The sequence below is a fragment of the Solimicrobium silvestre genome (assembly GCF_002976435.1).
GTDB classification, from domain to species: Bacteria; Pseudomonadota; Gammaproteobacteria; order Burkholderiales; family Burkholderiaceae_D; genus Solimicrobium; species Solimicrobium silvestre.
Genome location: NZ_PUGF01000008.1, coordinates 43860 through 62290, shown reverse-complemented (window position 1 = coordinate 62290; position 18431 = coordinate 43860). Strand labels below are relative to the sequence as shown.

General features: G+C 48.0%; 20 protein-coding genes. 9 read left to right on the top strand and 11 right to left on the bottom strand.

The annotated features are described in order from the left end of the window. The first annotated feature begins 12 nt into the window (after window positions 1-12). From S2091_RS09830 to S2091_RS09820, 3 genes are all read left to right on the top strand, one after another. Window positions 13-378 (top strand): YraN family protein, encoded by a 366-nt coding sequence (locus S2091_RS09830; protein ID WP_105531643.1) that lies wholly within the window; start codon window positions 13-15, stop codon window positions 376-378. Window positions 379-484: 106 nt separating this feature from the next. Further along, complete coding sequence (locus S2091_RS09825; RefSeq protein ID WP_105531642.1) at window positions 485-1081, top strand: phosphoheptose isomerase; 597 nt, start codon at window positions 485-487, stop codon at window positions 1079-1081. After that, complete coding sequence (locus S2091_RS09820; RefSeq protein WP_105531641.1) at window positions 1074-1760, top strand: BON domain-containing protein; 687 nt, start codon at window positions 1074-1076, stop codon at window positions 1758-1760. The genes S2091_RS09825 and S2091_RS09820 overlap by 8 nt, the downstream gene beginning before the upstream one ends. Window positions 1761-1840: 80 nt before the next feature. Here the strand turns inward: S2091_RS09820 and S2091_RS09815 are convergent, their stop codons facing one another. Both S2091_RS09815 and S2091_RS09810 read right to left on the bottom strand, forming a co-directional pair. Beyond that, a complete protein-coding gene (locus S2091_RS09815; protein ID WP_165794961.1) occupies window positions 1841-3850 on the bottom strand; it encodes a site-specific recombinase in 2010 nt (669 codons plus the stop codon). A 154-nt stretch (window positions 3851-4004) separates the two neighbouring features. Next, window positions 4005-4271 carry a hypothetical protein gene (locus tag S2091_RS09810; protein ID WP_105531639.1) on the bottom strand — a complete coding sequence of 89 codons (267 nt, stop codon included), beginning with the start codon at window positions 4269-4271 and terminating at the stop codon, window positions 4005-4007. Between the two features lie 121 nt (window positions 4272-4392). On the opposite strand from S2091_RS09810, the gene S2091_RS09805 reads away from it, so the two are divergent. Further along, complete coding sequence (locus S2091_RS09805) at window positions 4393-4797, top strand: DUF3224 domain-containing protein (RefSeq protein WP_105531751.1); 405 nt, start codon at window positions 4393-4395, stop codon at window positions 4795-4797. Window positions 4798-4806: 9 nt separating this feature from the next. Here the strand turns inward: S2091_RS09805 and S2091_RS09800 are convergent, their stop codons facing one another. From S2091_RS09800 to S2091_RS09785, 4 genes are all read right to left on the bottom strand, one after another. After that, complete coding sequence (locus S2091_RS09800) at window positions 4807-5517, bottom strand: PepSY-associated TM helix domain-containing protein (RefSeq protein WP_105531638.1); 711 nt, start codon at window positions 5515-5517, stop codon at window positions 4807-4809. A gap of 4 nt (window positions 5518-5521) precedes the next feature. Next, window positions 5522-6208, bottom strand: a complete 687-nt coding sequence (locus S2091_RS09795; RefSeq protein WP_105531637.1) for a Fe2+-dependent dioxygenase — start codon at window positions 6206-6208, stop codon at window positions 5522-5524. Window positions 6209-6235: 27 nt separating this feature from the next. Further along, window positions 6236-8467: a TonB-dependent receptor gene (locus S2091_RS09790; RefSeq protein WP_105531636.1), complete on the bottom strand. Its 2232-nt coding sequence runs from the start codon at window positions 8465-8467 to the stop codon at window positions 6236-6238. Window positions 8468-8785: 318 nt separating this feature from the next. Next, on the bottom strand, window positions 8786-9673 hold the full coding sequence (locus S2091_RS09785; protein ID WP_105531635.1) for a LysR family transcriptional regulator: 888 nt from the start codon (window positions 9671-9673) through the stop codon (window positions 8786-8788). A gap of 102 nt (window positions 9674-9775) precedes the next feature. Here S2091_RS09785 and metE point away from each other — a divergent pair, with 102 nt between their 5' ends. The 3 genes from metE to S2091_RS09770 all read left to right on the top strand — a co-directional run bounded on the left by metE (window position 9776) and on the right by S2091_RS09770 (window position 12953). Beyond that, the gene (metE, locus tag S2091_RS09780) at window positions 9776-12052 is read left to right on the top strand and encodes a 5-methyltetrahydropteroyltriglutamate--homocysteine S-methyltransferase (RefSeq protein WP_105531634.1); all 2277 of its coding nucleotides are present in this window, start codon (window positions 9776-9778) and stop codon (window positions 12050-12052) included. Window positions 12053-12216: 164 nt separating this feature from the next. Continuing rightward, window positions 12217-12669 carry an antitoxin PaaA2 family protein gene (locus S2091_RS09775; protein WP_105531633.1) on the top strand — a complete coding sequence of 151 codons (453 nt, stop codon included), beginning with the start codon at window positions 12217-12219 and terminating at the stop codon, window positions 12667-12669. After that, window positions 12666-12953, top strand: a complete 288-nt coding sequence (locus tag S2091_RS09770) for a type II toxin-antitoxin system RelE/ParE family toxin (RefSeq protein WP_105531632.1) — start codon at window positions 12666-12668, stop codon at window positions 12951-12953. Before S2091_RS09775 ends, S2091_RS09770 begins: the two co-directional genes overlap by 4 nt. Before the next feature lie 42 nt (window positions 12954-12995). Here S2091_RS09770 and ftrA read toward each other — a convergent pair whose 3' ends face one another. Beyond that, on the bottom strand, window positions 12996-13952 hold the full coding sequence (ftrA, locus tag S2091_RS09765; RefSeq protein ID WP_105531631.1) for a transcriptional regulator FtrA: 957 nt from the start codon (window positions 13950-13952) through the stop codon (window positions 12996-12998). Between the two features lie 95 nt (window positions 13953-14047). On the opposite strand from ftrA, the gene S2091_RS09760 reads away from it, so the two are divergent. Next, a complete protein-coding gene (locus S2091_RS09760; RefSeq protein WP_105531630.1) occupies window positions 14048-14449 on the top strand; it encodes a rhodanese-like domain-containing protein in 402 nt (133 codons plus the stop codon). After that, window positions 14449-14919, top strand: coding sequence for a GNAT family N-acetyltransferase (locus S2091_RS09755; protein WP_105531629.1), 471 nt, complete (start codon window positions 14449-14451; stop codon window positions 14917-14919). Before S2091_RS09760 ends, S2091_RS09755 begins: the two co-directional genes overlap by 1 nt. Window positions 14920-15015: 96 nt before the next feature. Here the strand turns inward: S2091_RS09755 and S2091_RS09750 are convergent, their stop codons facing one another. The 4 genes from S2091_RS09750 to S2091_RS09735 all read right to left on the bottom strand — a co-directional run bounded on the left by S2091_RS09750 (window position 15016) and on the right by S2091_RS09735 (window position 18389). After that, entirely contained in the window at window positions 15016-15531 is a 516-nt protein-coding gene (locus tag S2091_RS09750; RefSeq protein ID WP_105531628.1) for a hypothetical protein, read from the bottom strand. A 98-nt stretch (window positions 15532-15629) separates the two neighbouring features. Then, complete coding sequence (locus tag S2091_RS09745) at window positions 15630-16529, bottom strand: DUF3137 domain-containing protein (protein WP_105531627.1); 900 nt, start codon at window positions 16527-16529, stop codon at window positions 15630-15632. A gap of 29 nt (window positions 16530-16558) precedes the next feature. Then, window positions 16559-17104, bottom strand: coding sequence for a LemA family protein (locus S2091_RS09740; RefSeq protein WP_105531626.1), 546 nt, complete (start codon window positions 17102-17104; stop codon window positions 16559-16561). Window positions 17105-17336: 232 nt separating this feature from the next. Beyond that, window positions 17337-18389, bottom strand: coding sequence for a permease (locus tag S2091_RS09735; RefSeq protein WP_105531625.1), 1053 nt, complete (start codon window positions 18387-18389; stop codon window positions 17337-17339). Window positions 18390-18431 lie beyond the last annotated feature (42 nt).

Genomic DNA, 18431 nt, shown 5'->3' with positions numbered 1-18431 from the left:
AGGAACTGGCTAATGCAATGGTTGACTAAATTAACAAAAAATCGCCAATTGCTAGGGCAAGAAGGAGAAAAGCAGGCGCTGCGTTATTTGCACGAACAAGGTTTGGTACATATTGAAAGTAATTTTCGCCGCCCTTTTGGCGAGATAGATTTAATTATGCAAGACCATTCCACGTTGGTTTTTGTGGAAGTGCGAAGCCGGGCGCAAAGCCAGTTTGGCGGCGCAGCGGCTTCCGTTACGCGTGCCAAGCAACGGCGCTTAGTGTTGGCCGCACAAGCCTACTTGCAGCGTTACCCGCAACCACCGCCATGCCGGTTTGACGTGATTGCGATCGATGCGGGTGTGGTGGAGTGGCTTAAAAACGTGATGGATGGTTAACATCAGAAACTTAATGAAACACAAGGAAACGAGTGCATTAGTCTATAATCTATCCATTCTTGAATAGATTATTTCTTTTTAGCATCTAACTGACATTGCCACGATTATGACAAATCAACAAATTCTTATGCACTTTCGTGAAAGTGCCGAGCTCAAAATGCAAGCCGCTGAACAATTGGCTGATCCGATTTCAAAAGCAGTGGAAATCATGTTTACTGCGCTGTCCAACGGTAACAAAATTCTCGCCTGTGGTAATGGCGGTTCTGCCGCAGATTGCCAGCATTTTGCCGCAGAATTAGTCGGGCGCTTCGAGCGTGAACGCTTGCCTTTGCCGGCAATGGCCCTCACCACTGATTCTTCCATCATGACGGCTGTTGGCAATGATTACAGTTTTGCTGAAGTCTATTCAAAACAAGTGCAAGCTTTCGGTCAGGCTGGCGACGTTTTGCTGGCGATTTCCACGTCGGGTAATTCCGGCAACGTAGTGCAAGCCGTGCAAGCGGCGCTGGAACGTGAAATGCATGTGGTGGCGCTCACCGGCAAAAACGGTGGTGTGATTGCTACGCTGCTGGGTGAAAGTGACGTTAATATTTGCGTGCCGCATGAACGTACTGCACGGATTCAAGAAGTCCATTTACTGACGATCCATTGCATTTGCGATGGAATTGATAATGCGTTATTTGGAGGAGAAGTGAATGAATAAATACCCACATGGCTTGCTTAAATTAACTAATTTAGCGCGACCATTGTTAGCTTTAACACTTGCAACTAGCGTGTTAGCGAGCTTATCTGGTTGTGCCGTTCTCTTAGTTGGTGGCGCAGTTGGTGGTGCAATGTCCGTGTCTGACCGCCGCACTCTTGGTGCACAAACGGAAGACACGACCATTGAACTTAAAGCAGGAAACCGTATTTCTACCGTGTTTGGTGACGCCGTTCACGTGAATGCGAATAGCTATAATCGCAAAGTTTTATTGACGGGTGAAGTCAAAGATGAAGCGACTAAAGCGCAAGTAGAAAAAGAAATTGGCGCACTTGAAAACGTACATGCTGTTGTCAATGAAATTCAGGTAACGCCATTTTTACCAAGCTTTAGCTCACGTTCTGCGGACACGTTGACCACGACTAAAGTAAAAGCAAAATTGGTGGGTACTTCCGACATTTATTCCAGCTCATTTAAAATAACGACCGAAGCCGGTGTGGTGTATTTAATGGGACGAGTATCACAACGTGAAGGCGCAACAGCGGCTGAATCGATACGTGAGGTTTCAGGTGTGCAAAAAGTGGTGAAAGTATTTGAGTACATTGATGAAGTTGAAGTGAAAAATTATCAAGCTAAGCCAGTGGAAGAAGCGACTCCGACATCCACATCGACGACGAACTAGTACAGTCGTTAATGTTATAAAAATGCCGCCCTCAATTTGAATTGAGGGCGGCATTTTTTATGCGTAGTAGGGTGAAGATATTATTCTTTACCATGCTCCGAACCTGATTCAGGCAAATCCATTTCTTTGGGTGGGAAAAAGAAATCACGGCCATGCTTGATAAAGCGCTTCCACAATAAAGCAATCAACTCACCCGTTTGTTCAAAGCTGACGCCACGTGAACGCATGGCGACAAATAACGCTAATGAAAAACTTACCGCTAAATTGACAATGCCAATTAAGACGATGCCAACCAGGGAAATAACCCACACTTGCCACGTTAGCTGATGCTCTAAGCCGACTAAGGCAAAGGCAAAATTGGCGCTGGAAAAAGTGATGTGACGGATATCAATCGGCAAGCCTAAAAAGACCCCGATCTGGCCTATGCTGCCGAGCATAATTCCAAAGAAAAAATTACCGGCTAATGCGCCCAAATTGTTGCCGATATAATCGGTCATGCGTTTCCAGCGGGCCATGCCAAACAGCCACTGCATGCTGGAAAGTTGTAGCAACCGTTCCGGTATGTGGCTGTAGCTGGCTTTGTTGTCGTAGTAGCCGGAAATTAAGCCGGACAAAAATAAACACACGCCGGCAATCGCTGCATGGAATAAGGACAAACTGGCAAATGGGTTGATATCGTCCAGCAAATGACGGGCTTTGTCTGGGTCAACCAAGTGGTGTCCGGTGCTGCTGTACCATGCCCAGGCAATTGCATACGCGGTAGGAATCGCAATGGCGACGTTACCTAAAATGGCGATGAATTGGGTGCGGATAACTTGCACTACCAATTCGCATAAATCATCCAGTTTGTGTTTGCTTTGATCTAGCGATTTGGCGATTAACGCGGCGGTCATCGCCGGTTGTTTGGTGGCAATCGTGAAGTGCATAATGTGCACCAGCATGAAGCCCAGCGAGTAATTCAAGCTGAATAAAAACGCATAACCGAAAGGTGCCAGTAATAGCTTGCTCATCAGGATTTTCATGGTCGCCATGAAGCCGACAATAAAGCCTGCGCCGGAAGCTGAGCGCAACATTTCAACCCATTCACGGCGGTTGCTGGCGACATAATGTTCGCCGCTGCGCCCAGCATGTTCGGTGACTTGCATGGTGAGTAATTGCGTGTTGGTGCCAATTAATTCACGGATGCTGTATTTACGATTGTCAAAGTAGACCAATTCTTTAAATAGGCGGAAGCCGATGTGCAGTGTCTGCTTTTTGTTAGGTGCTTCAATGAGCGCCAACATGATGCGCAAGCGCGCAATACTCTCGGTGACGCGCAATAATAAACGGGTCAAGCTGACTGACACACCTTGCTGTGCTGCGGTACGTCGAATTTTTATAACAATTTCTTCACATTGCGCTAATAGCACTTCAATTTGCTGGCTATCGCGATGGACGGCAGAATGGTCAACAACCCAATTGCGGTATTCTTTTATATAGTCATTGATCTCATCGTTTTGGCGCAAGAAGGGTGATTCATAACGTTCAATGCTAGGGTAATTGCGCACCAATTCCGATTCCAACCCAATCGCACTAATGCGGTAAGAAAGCACCTGCATGGCGGACATCAGTTCGTTCAAGTTGCTCTTTTGTTTGACGTGCGCACCACGAATACGGAAGCCGATTGCGTCGATTAGATCTAGCCAGACTTGCTCATCAACGCCATTAATCCAGACGTGATCATCGACCTGATGAAAAATAGTGCCGATCACATCGCGCAAATAATCGTTGTTGACTAGCGGCGGTAAAAATTTATACAGCAAGCGCTGCCAAGCTGCGCTCCAAAAACCTTCGGAGAGCGTAATGCCTGTGTCGGTGCACAGGTGCGTTATTTTGCGGCTAGATACCAATTCAAATAAGTAGTTGCGTAAAGCGACAGCATACTTCGGTTGCGCAGTCAGTTTGAAGCTGAGCGCGTGCAGACGGTCGGTTGCCAGCTCAATATTATCAGCATGCTTGGGGCGTATCGCCGCCACTAAATCGCGTATTAATTCTGTGTCGGATGAAGTCGGCGTGTTGGCAATTTGTTCGAGTATAAAATCAATCGACAAAGGTGCTCCTAGGAAATGGTGACTGCCAAAGATGAGCAGTTTAAAAGAGTCAGAAGTATGGCACAAATGAAGACGATGGCTATACGAGCACCTCGGGACACTTGCGCCAATAAATTGTGCCTTAAAATTGCAATGCGAATCGTAATGCGAATTGCTACGCGGCAAGTCCTTTAGCTAACACTTCTGCAACAAAGGCATTGAGTTCAATCCCGCGTTCTTTAGCTTGCACTTCTAGCTGCTGTACCAGTGTTGAATTAAGTTTGACTGCAAACGGAACCAGACCTAGCGCCTGATCAAGCTTGCGCTGCTCACGGCGATCAATTACCGCGACATCCCCTTTGCCAAATTCAGATGCTCCTGGTGCAACCATTTTCCCCATCAATTTTTTGGCACTGCTTTTTGCCATTCCGGTCTTTTTCATTGTGTATTCTTACTTAGATTCAAAACAGCTATTTTACGCAGGTTAAAAACGCAGAATATCTTTATTTTTATAAGCTGTATTGCTAAGATGGTATTTTTTAAAATCGGAAAGATGTCTTATGATGAGCATGCAAGCCACCGGTACATTTGAAGTCAAACTCATGCCCGAATCACTCAGCGGCATAGCTGAAAAGACCGGTCTTGGTCGCATGTTGCTGGACAAAAAATTTCAAGGGGACTTGGAAGCGAGTAGTCAGGGCGAGATGCTGGCTTTCCGTAGTAGCGTACCAAGTTCGGCAGGCTATGTGGCGATGGAAACGGTCAGTGGCACGTTGCATGGACGGAGCGGCAGCTTTGTACTGCAACACAGTTCCACCATGACACGTGGCGTTTCCGAGCAATCCATTACAGTTGTGCCTGACTCTGGAACAGAAGATCTGGCGGGCTTGGTTGGTCGTCTGGTGATTATTATTGTTGAATCGCAACACCGCTACCAGTTTGACTACACCTTGCCAGAAAACGCGTAATTTAATCTATTACATTGCTTGCCATGCCAGCGCAATGCCGATGGCCAGTGACGTCAGGCCGATACCTGCGCCGATCATGCGGCGGCGGTTAAGCAGGCTCCACAATAAAACGCCGGTCAGCGACAGAAAAATAATACTGCCTGCCACTGTATCGGCGAGCAGTATCCAACCTATACCAACGCCGTTGCCTTTATGCAGACTGTTCAGGCTGGCAAAAATATTGTTGTCGCTACGTTTAACACTGACAAAATTATTACCTAACCAATACTCAGCCTGAAAATTGACGCTGGGTGAGCTAAAAACGGCTGACCAGTGCGCTGGCTGTTTCATGCTTTTGTCGCCCCATGCCACGGTTTTTTGCGGTTCGCTGCGTACTTTTGTAGCAACCCGGTCAAACGCTAATTCATGTTGCAGCCAGTTGGCCAGTGCTTGCGCATCGGCAGGTGCTGGCATTGGTAACGGGAGCTGCAGCATGGTTTCCTGTGCTTGCGCGGCGGGAATTTTCAGGATGGTGCGGTGATTTTGCAGAATACCGGTGACGCCAAACAGCAAGCCAAGTGCCGCGCCCCACAGCCCGATCCAGCCATGTAATTTACGCAGCCATTTGAGAAAAATACTTCGTTTGCTACGTTTATCGTGAAGTACGTTGGTGACGACGCTGTTGATGACGCCGTTCGTGTGGTTAACGCTGTGCAGATGCTTGAGTTGAGGATTGTTCATGATTTTATGGCGCTCCCCACATGCGGAGCAGGTTGTGATAACAGCCGGTTAAATTGGTACGGGCAATTTCGTCTGCGCCCGATGCATTCAGTCGCTGAATTGCCGTGTCGAGATCAAACAACATGCTGCGTTGACCGTCATCTTTGATTAAACTTTGAATCCAGAAAAAACTCGCAATGCGCGCGCCACTGGTGACTGGCGAAACACGGTGCAAGCTGCTTGCCGGATAAATCAGCATATCGCCTGCCGCTAATTTGGCGCTATGTACGCCGTAAGTGTCTTCTATCATCAACTCGCCGCCTTCGTATTCGTCAGGGTCGGATAGAAATAGCGTGGCTGATACATCAGTGCGGATTTTAATGCCCGTGCCGGGAATCAGTCTAATTGCGCCATCGACATGGCTGCCGAATTGCATACCACCTTCATAGCGGTTGAACATTGGTGGATAAACCTGGTTCGGCAATGCGCCACTAATAAACAGGGGATTGCGTTCTAATGCGGCCAGAATCAGATCGCCCAGTTCACGTGCCACCGGCGTGTTTTCTGCAATTTGCAGATTACGTTTAACCGGCGCGCCCTGATGGCCTGCGGTGACACGGCCATCAACCCATGCCTCTCCTGCCTGATCAAGTTTTTCACGGATAAAACGTACTTGATCGGGGCTCAATAAGTGAGGAATTTTTAGCAGCATGGGATGATGGCTTTCTTGATTTAAAATTTAAAAATGGTAAGTGCCAGTCAGCAAAGCGGTGCGGCCAATACCTGGCACAGCACGTCCACCGTCAGACTGAATCAAGGCATCATAGTATTGCTTGTTGGTCAGGTTAAGCAAATTCAAACGAATGTCATATTTTGGCTGATGGTAGGCAACCGTTGCATCCCAACGGGTATAGGACGGAACCGATACGCGGTCTACATTACCCTGTGGCAGAGTGCTGGTGATGCCGGAATCAGCGACAAAACGATCCGACATATAAAATACGCCGCCACCCACTTGCCAGGTTTTGTTGATGTCATAGGTCGTCCATACATTGAATGTATTTTTTGGCGTATTGCCGGGCGTACTGCCCGCTGTGCCATCCACAGTATCGATCACTTTTGGATCAAGATGCATGTAACCGCTGGAGATTTGCAGTTGATCGGTAATATGGCCGACTGCACCAAGCGTAGCGCCTTTGATGAGCCAGTTGCCGGAAGCTTGATATTCACCGTTAGACACGCTGTAGACATTGTTTTGCTTCTCGTTGAATGCAGCAAAAGATACCATCAGTTTGTCGTTCAACAGATCCCATTTGCCGCCCAGTTCGTAAGATCTGGTGTTAGTTGGCGGTAAGCTTTGCTGACCGTTGGTGAGCGTCATTTGCTCTAACAAAGGATCAAACGAGGTGCCATACGAGGCATAGTACGATTGTTCTTCCGTCGGCTGATAAATTAAACCTTCGCGCAGGCTGGTAAAGCTGGCGTCTTGAGTCGCATGCGCTGGCAAGCTGATCGAATTATTAATTTGCGCATCGAAACGATCCCAGCGTACGCCTGTTACCACTTTCCAGTGTTCATTCAAACTTATGGTGTCGTTGACATAAATCCCGACCGTATTGGCCGTTGACTGTGCCAGATTGCCGTTAGTGGTCGTGACCGTGGCTGGCGTTGCGTCGCTTGGATTCATCAATGAAACAAAGCCGACATAGCCCGCTGGCATACCGGCGCCAGTACGGCTCAGGGTTTGATTACTGTAGGTATCGTGCCCAAATTCTGCACCGACGATCATTTCATGCTTGATTGTGCCGGTAACAAATTTAGCGATCAAATCGGTTTGGTTATCGACGCTGGTATCGACGATGTTGCGGTCATGACTTTGCAATTCCACCCAAAGTTTCGCTGGATTGTAATTGCCAAAAGCCGGTGGCGTGATGACGCCAGCCGCCGTGTTGGTGGTGCTGAGCGCATGTGCTGCTGACTCTTGCGCATCAGTCGTATAACGATTGAATTGGGTTTGGTTACGCAGAACAAATGTATCGTTGAATGTGTGTTTAACTACGCCATTGAGCATGGCGATGTCTTGGTTGGTCTGGTCCGATGCCAAGCCGTAAAACGTAGATGATGACGCTGTAACTGGGTGGCCGTTGAGTGACTCTACGCCGTAGTCGGGCATGTCGTTATTGTGTTGCAGTAGTGCTGAGATGGTGATTTCAGTTGGCTGCCCAATACCAAGCCGCAATGTCGGTGCAACGCCAAAATCTTTGTTGGACATTACATCGCGGGTTGTTTCTAAGTTTTGAGCGAATACATTGACGCGCAGCGCGGAAGTGTCTGACAGTTGGGTGTTGTCGTCGAGCGTAGTGCGTGCGCGACCGTCGGAACCGACTGTGCCGGAAACCGTCGCGAAGTTGCCGAGTTTGGCTTGCTTGGTTTCTTGATTAATCACGCCGCCGGTTGAACCGCGTCCGAACAACATGGACGACGGTCCTTGTAATACTTCCACCTGTTCCAGATCGAACAGATCGCGATAGTACTGACCACGATCGCGGAAACCATCCATGTAAATATCGGTACGTGCGGTAAAGCCGCGTAAATTGATATTGTTACCAATCTGCCCGCCTTCGGCTCCGCCAATCGTAATGCCCGGCACATTGCGCAAGGCATCGGCTAATGAGGTAGCGCCTTGCGCATCCATCAAATCTTTGTTGACCACGTTGACGGTTTGCGGAACATCGCGCAGAGCTTGTTCAGTCTTGGCACCAACATGCGTAACGGCGGGTGCGTAATCGCTGTTGGCGCGTTGCCCTTTAACGATAATTTCTGGTAACGGCTGTCCATCGGCGAGTTGATTACTACTGGTGTCGCGCGCAATAGTTGTAGCCGGTGCGCTGGTTTGCGCAAAAACCGGGGAAGACAATTGTTGTAAGGCGAGTGCGACCAGCAATGCCGGTTTTGTTTTTTTGATGGACATTAACGTTCCTGTAGATGAATAAAAGTAAAAAATAACGGGTAGACGCATTTTAAAATTCGATTACTTAAATACGAATGATAACGATTCTCATTATTATATAATAAATCTACGTGGAAATGTTTTAAATAGGCATTAAAAGTAAGTAGTGAGGAAAAGCATGAATTCAGCGCGTGTTGCCGCTAAGTTGTGTGAAGTGACTCGTTGAGGGGGGGACTGCTCGGTTGAATGATGGCGATGATTTCGGGGAAGATTATCAACCTTTCCCGTTTTTTTAAACTGTAGAGCACGTGGAGGGTATTGCTTAACTCATTGCTTAATTTATTGTTTATGCTGGCGTGCCAGCTCAACGAACGCCTTCAGGTAATTGATATCGCCATCCGTTTCGCGCACGCCCAAAAATATTTGCTTGGCGATGCCATCCTGCCCTAAACGAACTGGGCGAATACCCATCTTATCGGCATATTCGGCCACTAACCACCTCGGTAAGGCCGCAACGCCTCGGCCACTCGCCACCATTTGCAACATGATGTCGGTCGTTTCTATCGTTTTATGTTGCTTGGGTGTGCAATTGGCGGGTAAGAAAAATTGTTGATAAATATCCAGTCGCTCAATCGCAACCGGATAAGTAATTAACGTTTCTTCAGCAAGTTGTTGCGGAGTGACGAAGGTTAGCGCAGCCAAATGGTGGGTTTGGCTAACGACCAATACTTGCTCATAATCAAACACCGGTTCAAACAGCAAGCCCGGTTGATAGAGTGGATCTGGCGTGACAAGCAGATCAATTTCATAACCGAGCAACGCTTTGATACCGCCGAACTGAAATTTTTGCTTAACGTCCACATCCACATCAGGCCAACTAGTCAGATAAGGTGCGACCACTTTAAGCAACCACTGGTAACAAGGGTGACATTCCATGCCTATCCGTAATGTGCCGCGCTGACCGAGCGCATATTGCTGCATGATCTGTTCCGCATGTTCCAGTTGCGGTAGCAAGCGATTAGCTAATACCAGCAAATAGTGACCGGCCTGAGTTAAGCGCAGGCTGCGCCCTTCCCTTGTCCAGATTGGCGTTCCCAGTTGCGCCTCAATTTTTTTGATCGTATGACTAAGTGCTGATTGGGTCAGGCACAACACATCGGCGGCGGCAGTTAGAGAGCCCTGGCGATCGACTTCGCGGATGACGGTTAGATGAATACGTTCCAGCATGATTTTATCTATGAATTTAAATAATGGATAAATGAAATAATATCATTATTATTCATGAGTATCGCTAGTTATGATGGACGCCATTCATATCAGGAGTTCTTCATGGTTACCACACACAATCTCGGCTTTCCGCGCATCGGCGCAAAACGTGAATTGAAATTCGCGTTAGAAAATTATTGGAAAGGCGATGTAACGCTAGACCAGTTGGCAGAAACGGGCGCGCAATTACGTCAGCGCCACTGGCAAAACCAATCAGCTCTGGATCTGGTTCCGGTCGGTGATTTTTCATTTTACGATCAGGTACTCGACATGAGTTTTCTGTTGGGTAACATTCCAGACCGGGTTCGTCATCTGGATGGAAATACTTTAGATAACTATTTTCGGGTCGCCCGTGGCCGTTCTGCGCAAGATTCGTCGTGCAGCTGTGTGCATGCCGGTGAAATGACCAAATGGTTTGATACCAACTATCACTACATCGTGCCGGAGTTAAGTGCCGAGACTGAATTCTCCCTTGATGCTTCCCGATTACTGGCTCAACTTGCCCAAGCGCGCCAGCTTAAGGTGAGTGCAAAGCCGGTCATCATTGGCCCGTTGACTTATTTGTGGTTGGGTAAAACCCGGGACGCGTCAGATAAGCTGGCATTACTGCCGCGCCTGTTGCCTGCCTATATAACGCTGCTTAATCAATTGGCAGAACAAGGATGCGAGTGGGTGCAGATTGATGAACCTATTCTGGTGACGGAATTAGACGCAAGCTGGCAGCAGGCATTTATTGCTGCGTATGACGCGTTGCAGGCTGGCTCGGCCAAATTACTGCTGGCAACTTATTTCGGGCAGTTGAAAGATAACTTGCCACTGCTTTGCAAACTGCCAGTACAGGGAATACACATTGATGCCATCAATGGACAGGATGAAATCGGGCAGCTGATTCAGCAATTGCCAGCAGATACCGTGTTGTCTCTTGGCGTGATTAATGGCCGCAATATCTGGAAAACCGATCTCCATGCCACGCTGGAATGGCTGGAGCCGGTACACCGCTTATTACAAACCCGTTTGTGGATTGCACCATCCTGTTCTTTGCTGCACGTGCCGGTCGATCTGAGTAGCGAACAGAAACTTGATAGCAGAATTCAGTACTGGCTGGCGTTTGCATTGCAAAAGTTGGATGAGCTGCAAATTTTAGCTAAGGCATTAAATAATGGCCGTGTTTCGGTACAGGAAGAACTGATCGCGAATCATGTGGCAATTGAGCGTCGCCGAACTTCCAGCCTGGTACACAATCCGGCGGTGAAGGCTGCAATCGCTAAAATCGATGCGACATTGGGCAAGCGTAACAGTGCTTATGAGCAGCGCGCAATAAAACAATCGGCTTTATTGAAGTTGCCCGACTACCCAACCACAACCATCGGTTCTTTTCCGCAAACGACAGAAATCCGTCAGGCTAGAAATCAATTCCGTTTGGGTAATCTCGATGAAGTTGCCTATAAAGCCTTGATGCAAAACGAGATAGCACGTTGCGTGCGTGAGCAAGAAGCACTCGGTCTGGACGTATTTGTGCATGGCGAAGCAGAGCGCAACGACATGGTCGAATACTTCGGCGAGCAACTTGAGGGCTACGCATTCAGTCAGTTCGGCTGGGTGCAATCCTACGGTTCACGTTGTGTAAAACCGCCGATCTTGTTCGGCGACATCAGCCGTCCAAAAGCCATGACCGTGGAGTGGATCAAGTATGCGCAATCGCTGACCGACAAACCGATGAAGGGAATGTTGACCGGGCCGGTCACTATTCTGAACTGGTCGTTTGTACGCGACGATCAACCAAGGTCAGTTTCTTGCTATCAATTGGCACTGGCGATTCGGGAAGAAGTATTGGACTTGGAACAGGCTGGCGTGCGCGTGATCCAGATCGACGAAGCAGCATTGCGTGAAGGATTGCCGCTACGTCGCTCGCAATGGAGTGAATACTTACAGTGGGCAGTTGAGTCGTTCCGTATTACCGCTAACGGTGTACAGGATGAAACGCAAATCCACACCCACATGTGTTATTCGGAATTCAACGACATCATTGCATCCATCGCCAATATGGATGCGGACGTGATCACGATTGAGACCTCCCGCTCGGCAATGGAATTGCTGGATGCCTTTGATGATTTTAATTATCCGAATCAAATCGGCCCCGGTGTTTATGACATCCACTCACCGAATATCCCGAATCAGGAGCATATCGTGCAACTGATGCGTAAAGCGGCAGAGCGGATTCCGGCGCAGCGTTTGTGGGTTAATCCCGATTGCGGCTTGAAAACACGCGCTTGGGAAGAAGTGATTCCTGCGCTGAAAAACATGGTCGCTGCAGCCAGGGTTTTACGCGCAGCGGCCTGAGGCGGGGGAGATATTTGCCGCTGGATGGTCTAAATCTGGCCAGCGGTAACTACATTCAAGTGAAAGTAATGCACGGCATCAAAACATGTCAAGGTACTGTTTATGGGTTGTTTTTTCTCATTAAATCTAATAAAGTGACTATATTAATTTAATAGATAAATAAAATGCTTGAACTTATTACACCCAACCTCCTTAAGGAATTAGTCGCTGCCAATGTTGTGTGCAGTGCTGAAGTAGTGGGCGAAAAAGGTGGCTATGTCGTTCTAGTTAAATATGGCGTGGGAGAACGAGTTGTCGCTGCGCGGGACAATACTGGTCACATCAAACGTCGCATTTTTGCTAGTTTGGATTCGGTTGATAACTTTTTACGCAAAATTGTTCATATTGTTGATTACCGTGTTGCTAGTGCGAATTTTGAAGCAGCACCGCGTCAGGCACGATATGAAAAAAATTCTGCACGACTGAAAGAAGTGCACGAATCGGCGGCTTACGATAAATGGTTTCGGTCCCAGGTTCAGGAAGCGCTTGATGATCCGCGCCCAGCCATTCCTCATGAAGACATAAAAAAAGAATTTGCAGCGTTACGCGCCGAGTTGGCTCTAAAGGCTAAACTTTGATTCTAAAATGGAACCGGAAAGCACAAGAGGATAGGCGCAATTTTCTTGTTAGCATCGGGCAAAGTAGTTTGTCAGCGGCATTGAAGCATGATGAAGTAATCGAGGCCAAAGCCGAACTTTTATTAAATCCGTTGACTAGTTATAAAGCTGGTCGGGTGCTTGGTACACATGAGTTTATTATTTCAAAAAGATATGTTCTGGTGTATCGAATCAAAGGTGACGTTGTCGAAATTCTGCGTGTATTACATACAGCGCAAGCCATGCCTACAAATTTGCTTGCTTGATTTTATTTCCCCCAATGCTATTCGCTTGCTGTTCAACGGCGATCATAATTCATTACTAAATCGCTGCCGATACGCGCCCGGGCTAGTTGCAACCAGCCGTCGAAAATGACGACGTAGCGATTCTTCCGACCCAAAACCAGCAAGTTCTGCGACGTGTACTAGTGGAATGTGCGGCGATTCGAGCAGGTCTTTGGCGACAGCGACACGTTCCACAATCAGCCATTCAATCGGCCCTAAACCGGTTGCTTCCTGAAACTGACGCTGCAACGTGCGCGGACTCATCAAACTTTGCGCGGCTATTGATTTGACGGTGTGCGGCTGAGCCAAATTGGCACGTAACCAGTCGATCAGTTTTGCCAGTTTGCCCGCTTCATCAAACGCCATCGGGCGTGGCACGAACTGCGCTTGACCACCTTCTCGGTGTGGTGCGACGACCAAGCGTTGGGCTACTTGATTCCCAATTTTGGCACCGTAATCACGCCGCACCAGATGCAGCAGCATATCTAATCCGGCAGCTGAACCGGCGGAAGTGATGATCTGTCCCTCATCCACGTAGAGCGCATCACTTTGCACTTTAATTGCCGGATAACGCTGAGTTAGTCGTTCTGCGTAGCGCCAATGAGTTGTCGCACGTTTACCGTTTAGCACGCCAGCAGCTGCTAAGACAAACACCCCGGAGCAAATTGAACAAAGGCGAGCACCGCGCTCATAGGCAGCACGAATCTTGTCGAGCAAAGCGGCGGCTGGAAGTTCGTCCGCATCGCGCCAGCCGGGAATGATGATGGTTGCGGCACTATCGAGCAATGCCAACGAATGCGGTACTTCAAGTGTAAATCCGCCTGCCGCTCGTATCGGCCCTGTTTCAGCGGCGCAAATAGCGAACTCATACCAATCCACGTCGAGTTCAGGTCGCTTCAGGGCGAACAGTTCTACCGTGCATCCGAACTCAAAAGTGCAGAGGCCATCATAAGCGAGAGCAACGACAAGATGTTTTTTCATGGCGTAATCTTACCGTATATTGGCATATGCGCCACTGTTGATATGAGCGGACAAGTTAGATAATTCTCTTACACCAACCAAACCGGAGTTTATCCATGTCCATCGTTACTGAAGTCGTCGCCGCTCAAAGTGAGTTAGCCCTCACGCATTTTTCATCCATTTTTCAATTTGAAACTGATTGTTGGGACGTTCATCATGCGCTAACGACGGGTAATCCTGATTTTGTGTTGCTCGATGTACGCGGGCCGGATCACTTTGCAGCAGGCCATATTCCCGGAGCACAGCATTTACCGCACGGTAAAATTATTGAGATGAAATTAGCGCACTATCCTAGCGATACAATCTTCGTAACTTATTGCGCGGGGCCACACTGCAATGGAGCAGCCCGAGCGGCAATCCGCTTGGCGCGACTTGGACGCCCAGTTAAGGTGATGCCCGGTGGTATTACTGGTTGGCTGGATGAGGGCTTTGTGCTGGAAACGCGCGTGCAAGATTAATGAGGACTACTCTCAGCTCAGTACGGCTTGCACTGGCATCTGATGCCGCTAACTTGCTGACTTTAATGCGTGAGTTAGCGGTCTTTGAGAAATATATAGCCCAGTTTTGTGTAACCGAGGCCGATCTGTTAGAGCGGGGTTTGCGCGCTGACTCAGCCCGGCAATTTACTGCGTTTCTGGCTGAAGCGAGCAACGGTCAGTTACTGGGTTATGCCGTGGTTTATCCTGTGCCATTCACTTTTGATTTACGACCGAATCTGGTGCTCAAGGAGTTATTCGTTAGGGAAACGGCGCGTGGTTTAGGTGTTGGGCAGGCGTTGATGACAACCGTTGTCGCTCATGCAAAGCAGCAGGGCTGCGCGCGGTTAAAGTGGGATGTGATGCCCACCAATACTAGAGCAAAAACTTTTTATCGACGTATTGGCGGTGTGCCAGATAGTGCTTGGGAAAACTGGATCAGGCAATGTTAAAACTTTGCTCGGCAGCCTGGATGAATACGTGACCCGCTGGCGGCGTTAGTGTCGAGCGGGGTTAAGCGATGCTCAGCAACGATTGAAACCGACTATTTACCTTTTTGTCGAAAAATCATTTGTCCAAATCGAAAAATCACCGTTTGCTGGGCTATTCACTGCAATCGGATCATGTGGATTAAAATCTGGCGTATTGAATTTATGACAAATATTCACCCCTTGAAAAAAACCTGTCAGTGATGATTCCCAATACTTACTACCGCCATTACGATCTACGAACACCGCCTTGACCGGTACCAAATCCGATTTTTTCTTCTTATCCTCCCATAGCAGATAGCTAATATCAACAACGGTATGGCCTTCCAATGTACAAGGTGTTTTCTTGGTGCAGGGTATGCGCATTAATCGTCGATCGATATACTGCTTTTGCTTCACATCATAATCGAGAGGCCCTGCATCACCTGTACGTTCAAACCAAAAAGTCCATGTCTGATTCGAGTAATTATGTATTTGGCTCATACAATCGGGATTGGCAGACACGGACTGAAATGCACCAAATGTAATAAGGCAGAAAAAGGCTAGGTATTTATGATTTTTAATGTTGATCTTCATTTGAATTTTTCTATAAGTTGACCAAATATTTATTCGATAATATTGAATGCAAACGAAGTACAGTTTTTATAGTTCTTTCTGATCAACTGGTTGCCGTGTCAGCTTCCCGTCTTGGCACCCCAAATACGCACATTAAGACCGAGATCTTCAACTATTCCCGTAATCAAGCGTAGATTGAACACAATCTTTTGGAGCTGCACAGAATCGGTCAAGGACTTACTCATCAACGGCTCAAAGAAATCTTGGGGCATCTCAATTGCCATGAGTAAACGTCCATGAGAAAAACATGCTTGAAATGACCCGACCTTAGAATGGAGTATTTTGAATTTCTCCATCAAAGACGGAGTCATGATGTAGCGCGCTTCCACCTGGTCAGTCGCATAAACCGTGAACATATTGTTAAATTCAGGATCTTCAAGTAGTACCGGTGAACCAAACAATTTGTTGAATAAATCGAATTTCTTTTGTTTGACGAGCGTACGTCCGGCAAAGTGCTTGTTAAAGTCGGCAATAAAAAACAGGCCGCTGAATAGCGTTTCATATGTTGTTTGGGTGGTCGTTGAGCCATCAGAATCGGTCGTAGTCTCCACTCGTTTTTCCTGCGCGTGTACGAGCGAAAACTGTACTTCCACCTGTCCGATATTGCCGGTTATTAAATCTTTACCGGTGAAGCGATCCGGGTGCTGAAACAGGCCTGCCTCATTAAACTCATCAAGTTCTATGCCGTTATCAACGATATAGGACAGTGACGGGTCAACGTCTTCTAGCAGAATAGGTAATACCTGTTCTTTAAAGTCCTTGGCGACTTTGCTAATGAAATGGCGGTAGACAAATGCTGAGAAAATTAACCCGACAAATATCATCCCCACCATCGCGGCCGTTTCACCTCGGGAGTGCATAAATTTTGCTGCGGCCAGGGCAATGAGCATGACCGGAATCATCCAAATTTTCGCCCAAAAAGCACTAACCTGGCGCTCTTCTTCCAGCTTGCGTAGCATTATCCAGAGCTTATTTGTCGTCGCGATTGTCAGCCCCACACCTTAACAACATCACGCTCAACGGGCGCAGCTTCGAACCAGGCACGGGTTTGGTAGCCCATCAATTTTGCTGCAATACTGGATGGAAACATCTGTACGGCGTTGTTATATTCCGTGACAGCGGCATTGAAGGCACGACGTGACGCGGATAACTGCTCTTCCACTTCGTTAAGCGACATTTGCAACAAGGTGAAGGTTTCCACTGCTTTGAGATCGGGATAGTTTTCTGCGTGCGCAAATACAGAGCGCAGCTGTGAACTGATCTTGCCGTCCAGTGCTATTTTTTCGTCATTGCTGCAAGTGATGGCCTTCGTCCGGGTTTCAGTTAAGTCCTTCAGAACCTTCTCTTCGTAGCCCATGTACTTCTCGCACGAAGCGACCAGATTGGGGATCAGGTCAAAGCGCTTCTTCAACTGTACGTCTACTGACGCAAACGCAAATTCGACCTGATTCTTCTTACCAGTTAAGGAGTTGAATAACCCAATCGCGATGATTGCAACTACCACTGCACCTACAATCCATGTCCAATGTTCCATGTCTTCCTTTGTTTATTATGTTGTTAGTAACTACAAAAATTAACTTGTGTAATCCAATGTGGAATATTTTTTCTAAGCGACAGACCTTAACTTGGTTCTTGGTGAATAGATACGGTAATCGTGAACTATTTCTACCGCGTACATTCTGCTAATGCGACATATCGAATCAGTTGTACTTTTTTGTAGTTAAATTCGATTTGGACTGGCTTGAATTGTTCTTTCAATGCTGAGCTTAAAATCCAAGCCCGATTGCAAGTAACCCCGCCAAGACACCAAAGGCGACCACGGTTACCGTAACGATTAACAGTAAGCGTGGTTTGAACGAACGAGCCAGCATGGCGAGCGAAGGAATACTAATTGGAGGCAGTGTCATCAACAATGCACCAGCCGGACCCACGCCTAAACCAAGCGCTAACATGGCCTGGATAATCGGCACTTCGCCCGCCGTTGGAATGACAAATAACGCACCGGCGCAGGCGAAGGCCAATATCCAGCCCAGGTGATTGCCGATTTCCGGTCCGATATGCGGGAATAGAAAGGCACGTGCTGCGCCAAGCAAAAGGATCAAGATAATATATTCAGGTATCAGCCGGATCGCCATTTGCGCCAGGATTTTCATCCAGCGCGTAAACACGTTACCAATTAACGGGGCTTCATCAGTTGGTGCAAACTTAGTTTCCGCGCTTTGTATTTCTTCCTTGGTCATGATGCGATTGGCAAAGTAACCCAGACCGAAGACCATCAGCAGCCCGAGCGCAAGGCGTAACGCGCTCCAGTTCCAGCCGAGTACGAAGCCCATGAAAATTAACGTTGCCGGGTTGAGTACGGTGTTACCCAGCCAAAACGCGATAGCCGCGCCCGGAGATGCTTGTCGTGCTCGCAGGCCTGCAACAACCGGCGCGGCACAGCAAGTACACATCATTCCAGGAATTGATAACAAGCCACCGGCTGCAACGCTGCCAAAACCAGTGCCGCCGAGTGCCTTGGTGACCCAGTGTGGCGGTAATAATGCCTGCACGCCGGAGCCGAGCAACAGCCCGAGCACCATTGCTTGCCAGATTGCTTTTCCGTAAGCAAAAGCATAATTGAGCGCCGCATCAAGCGATGGCGGCGGAGGGCTGGCCGCAGTTCCCATTAAAATCGACTGGCCGATGGCATGGTTAGATGCGGCGACAAAAGCGCGATGATAGTACGGAGACCATTTCACATAAAACAGTCCTCCGACAGCAATTAAGATAAATGTTATCCAGCTCAGGGCTGAACTACTTGGCCGTGTCGAATTCATGCTTTTTATATCCAGTTGTGTTGTTTGGTCGGATTATCCTAC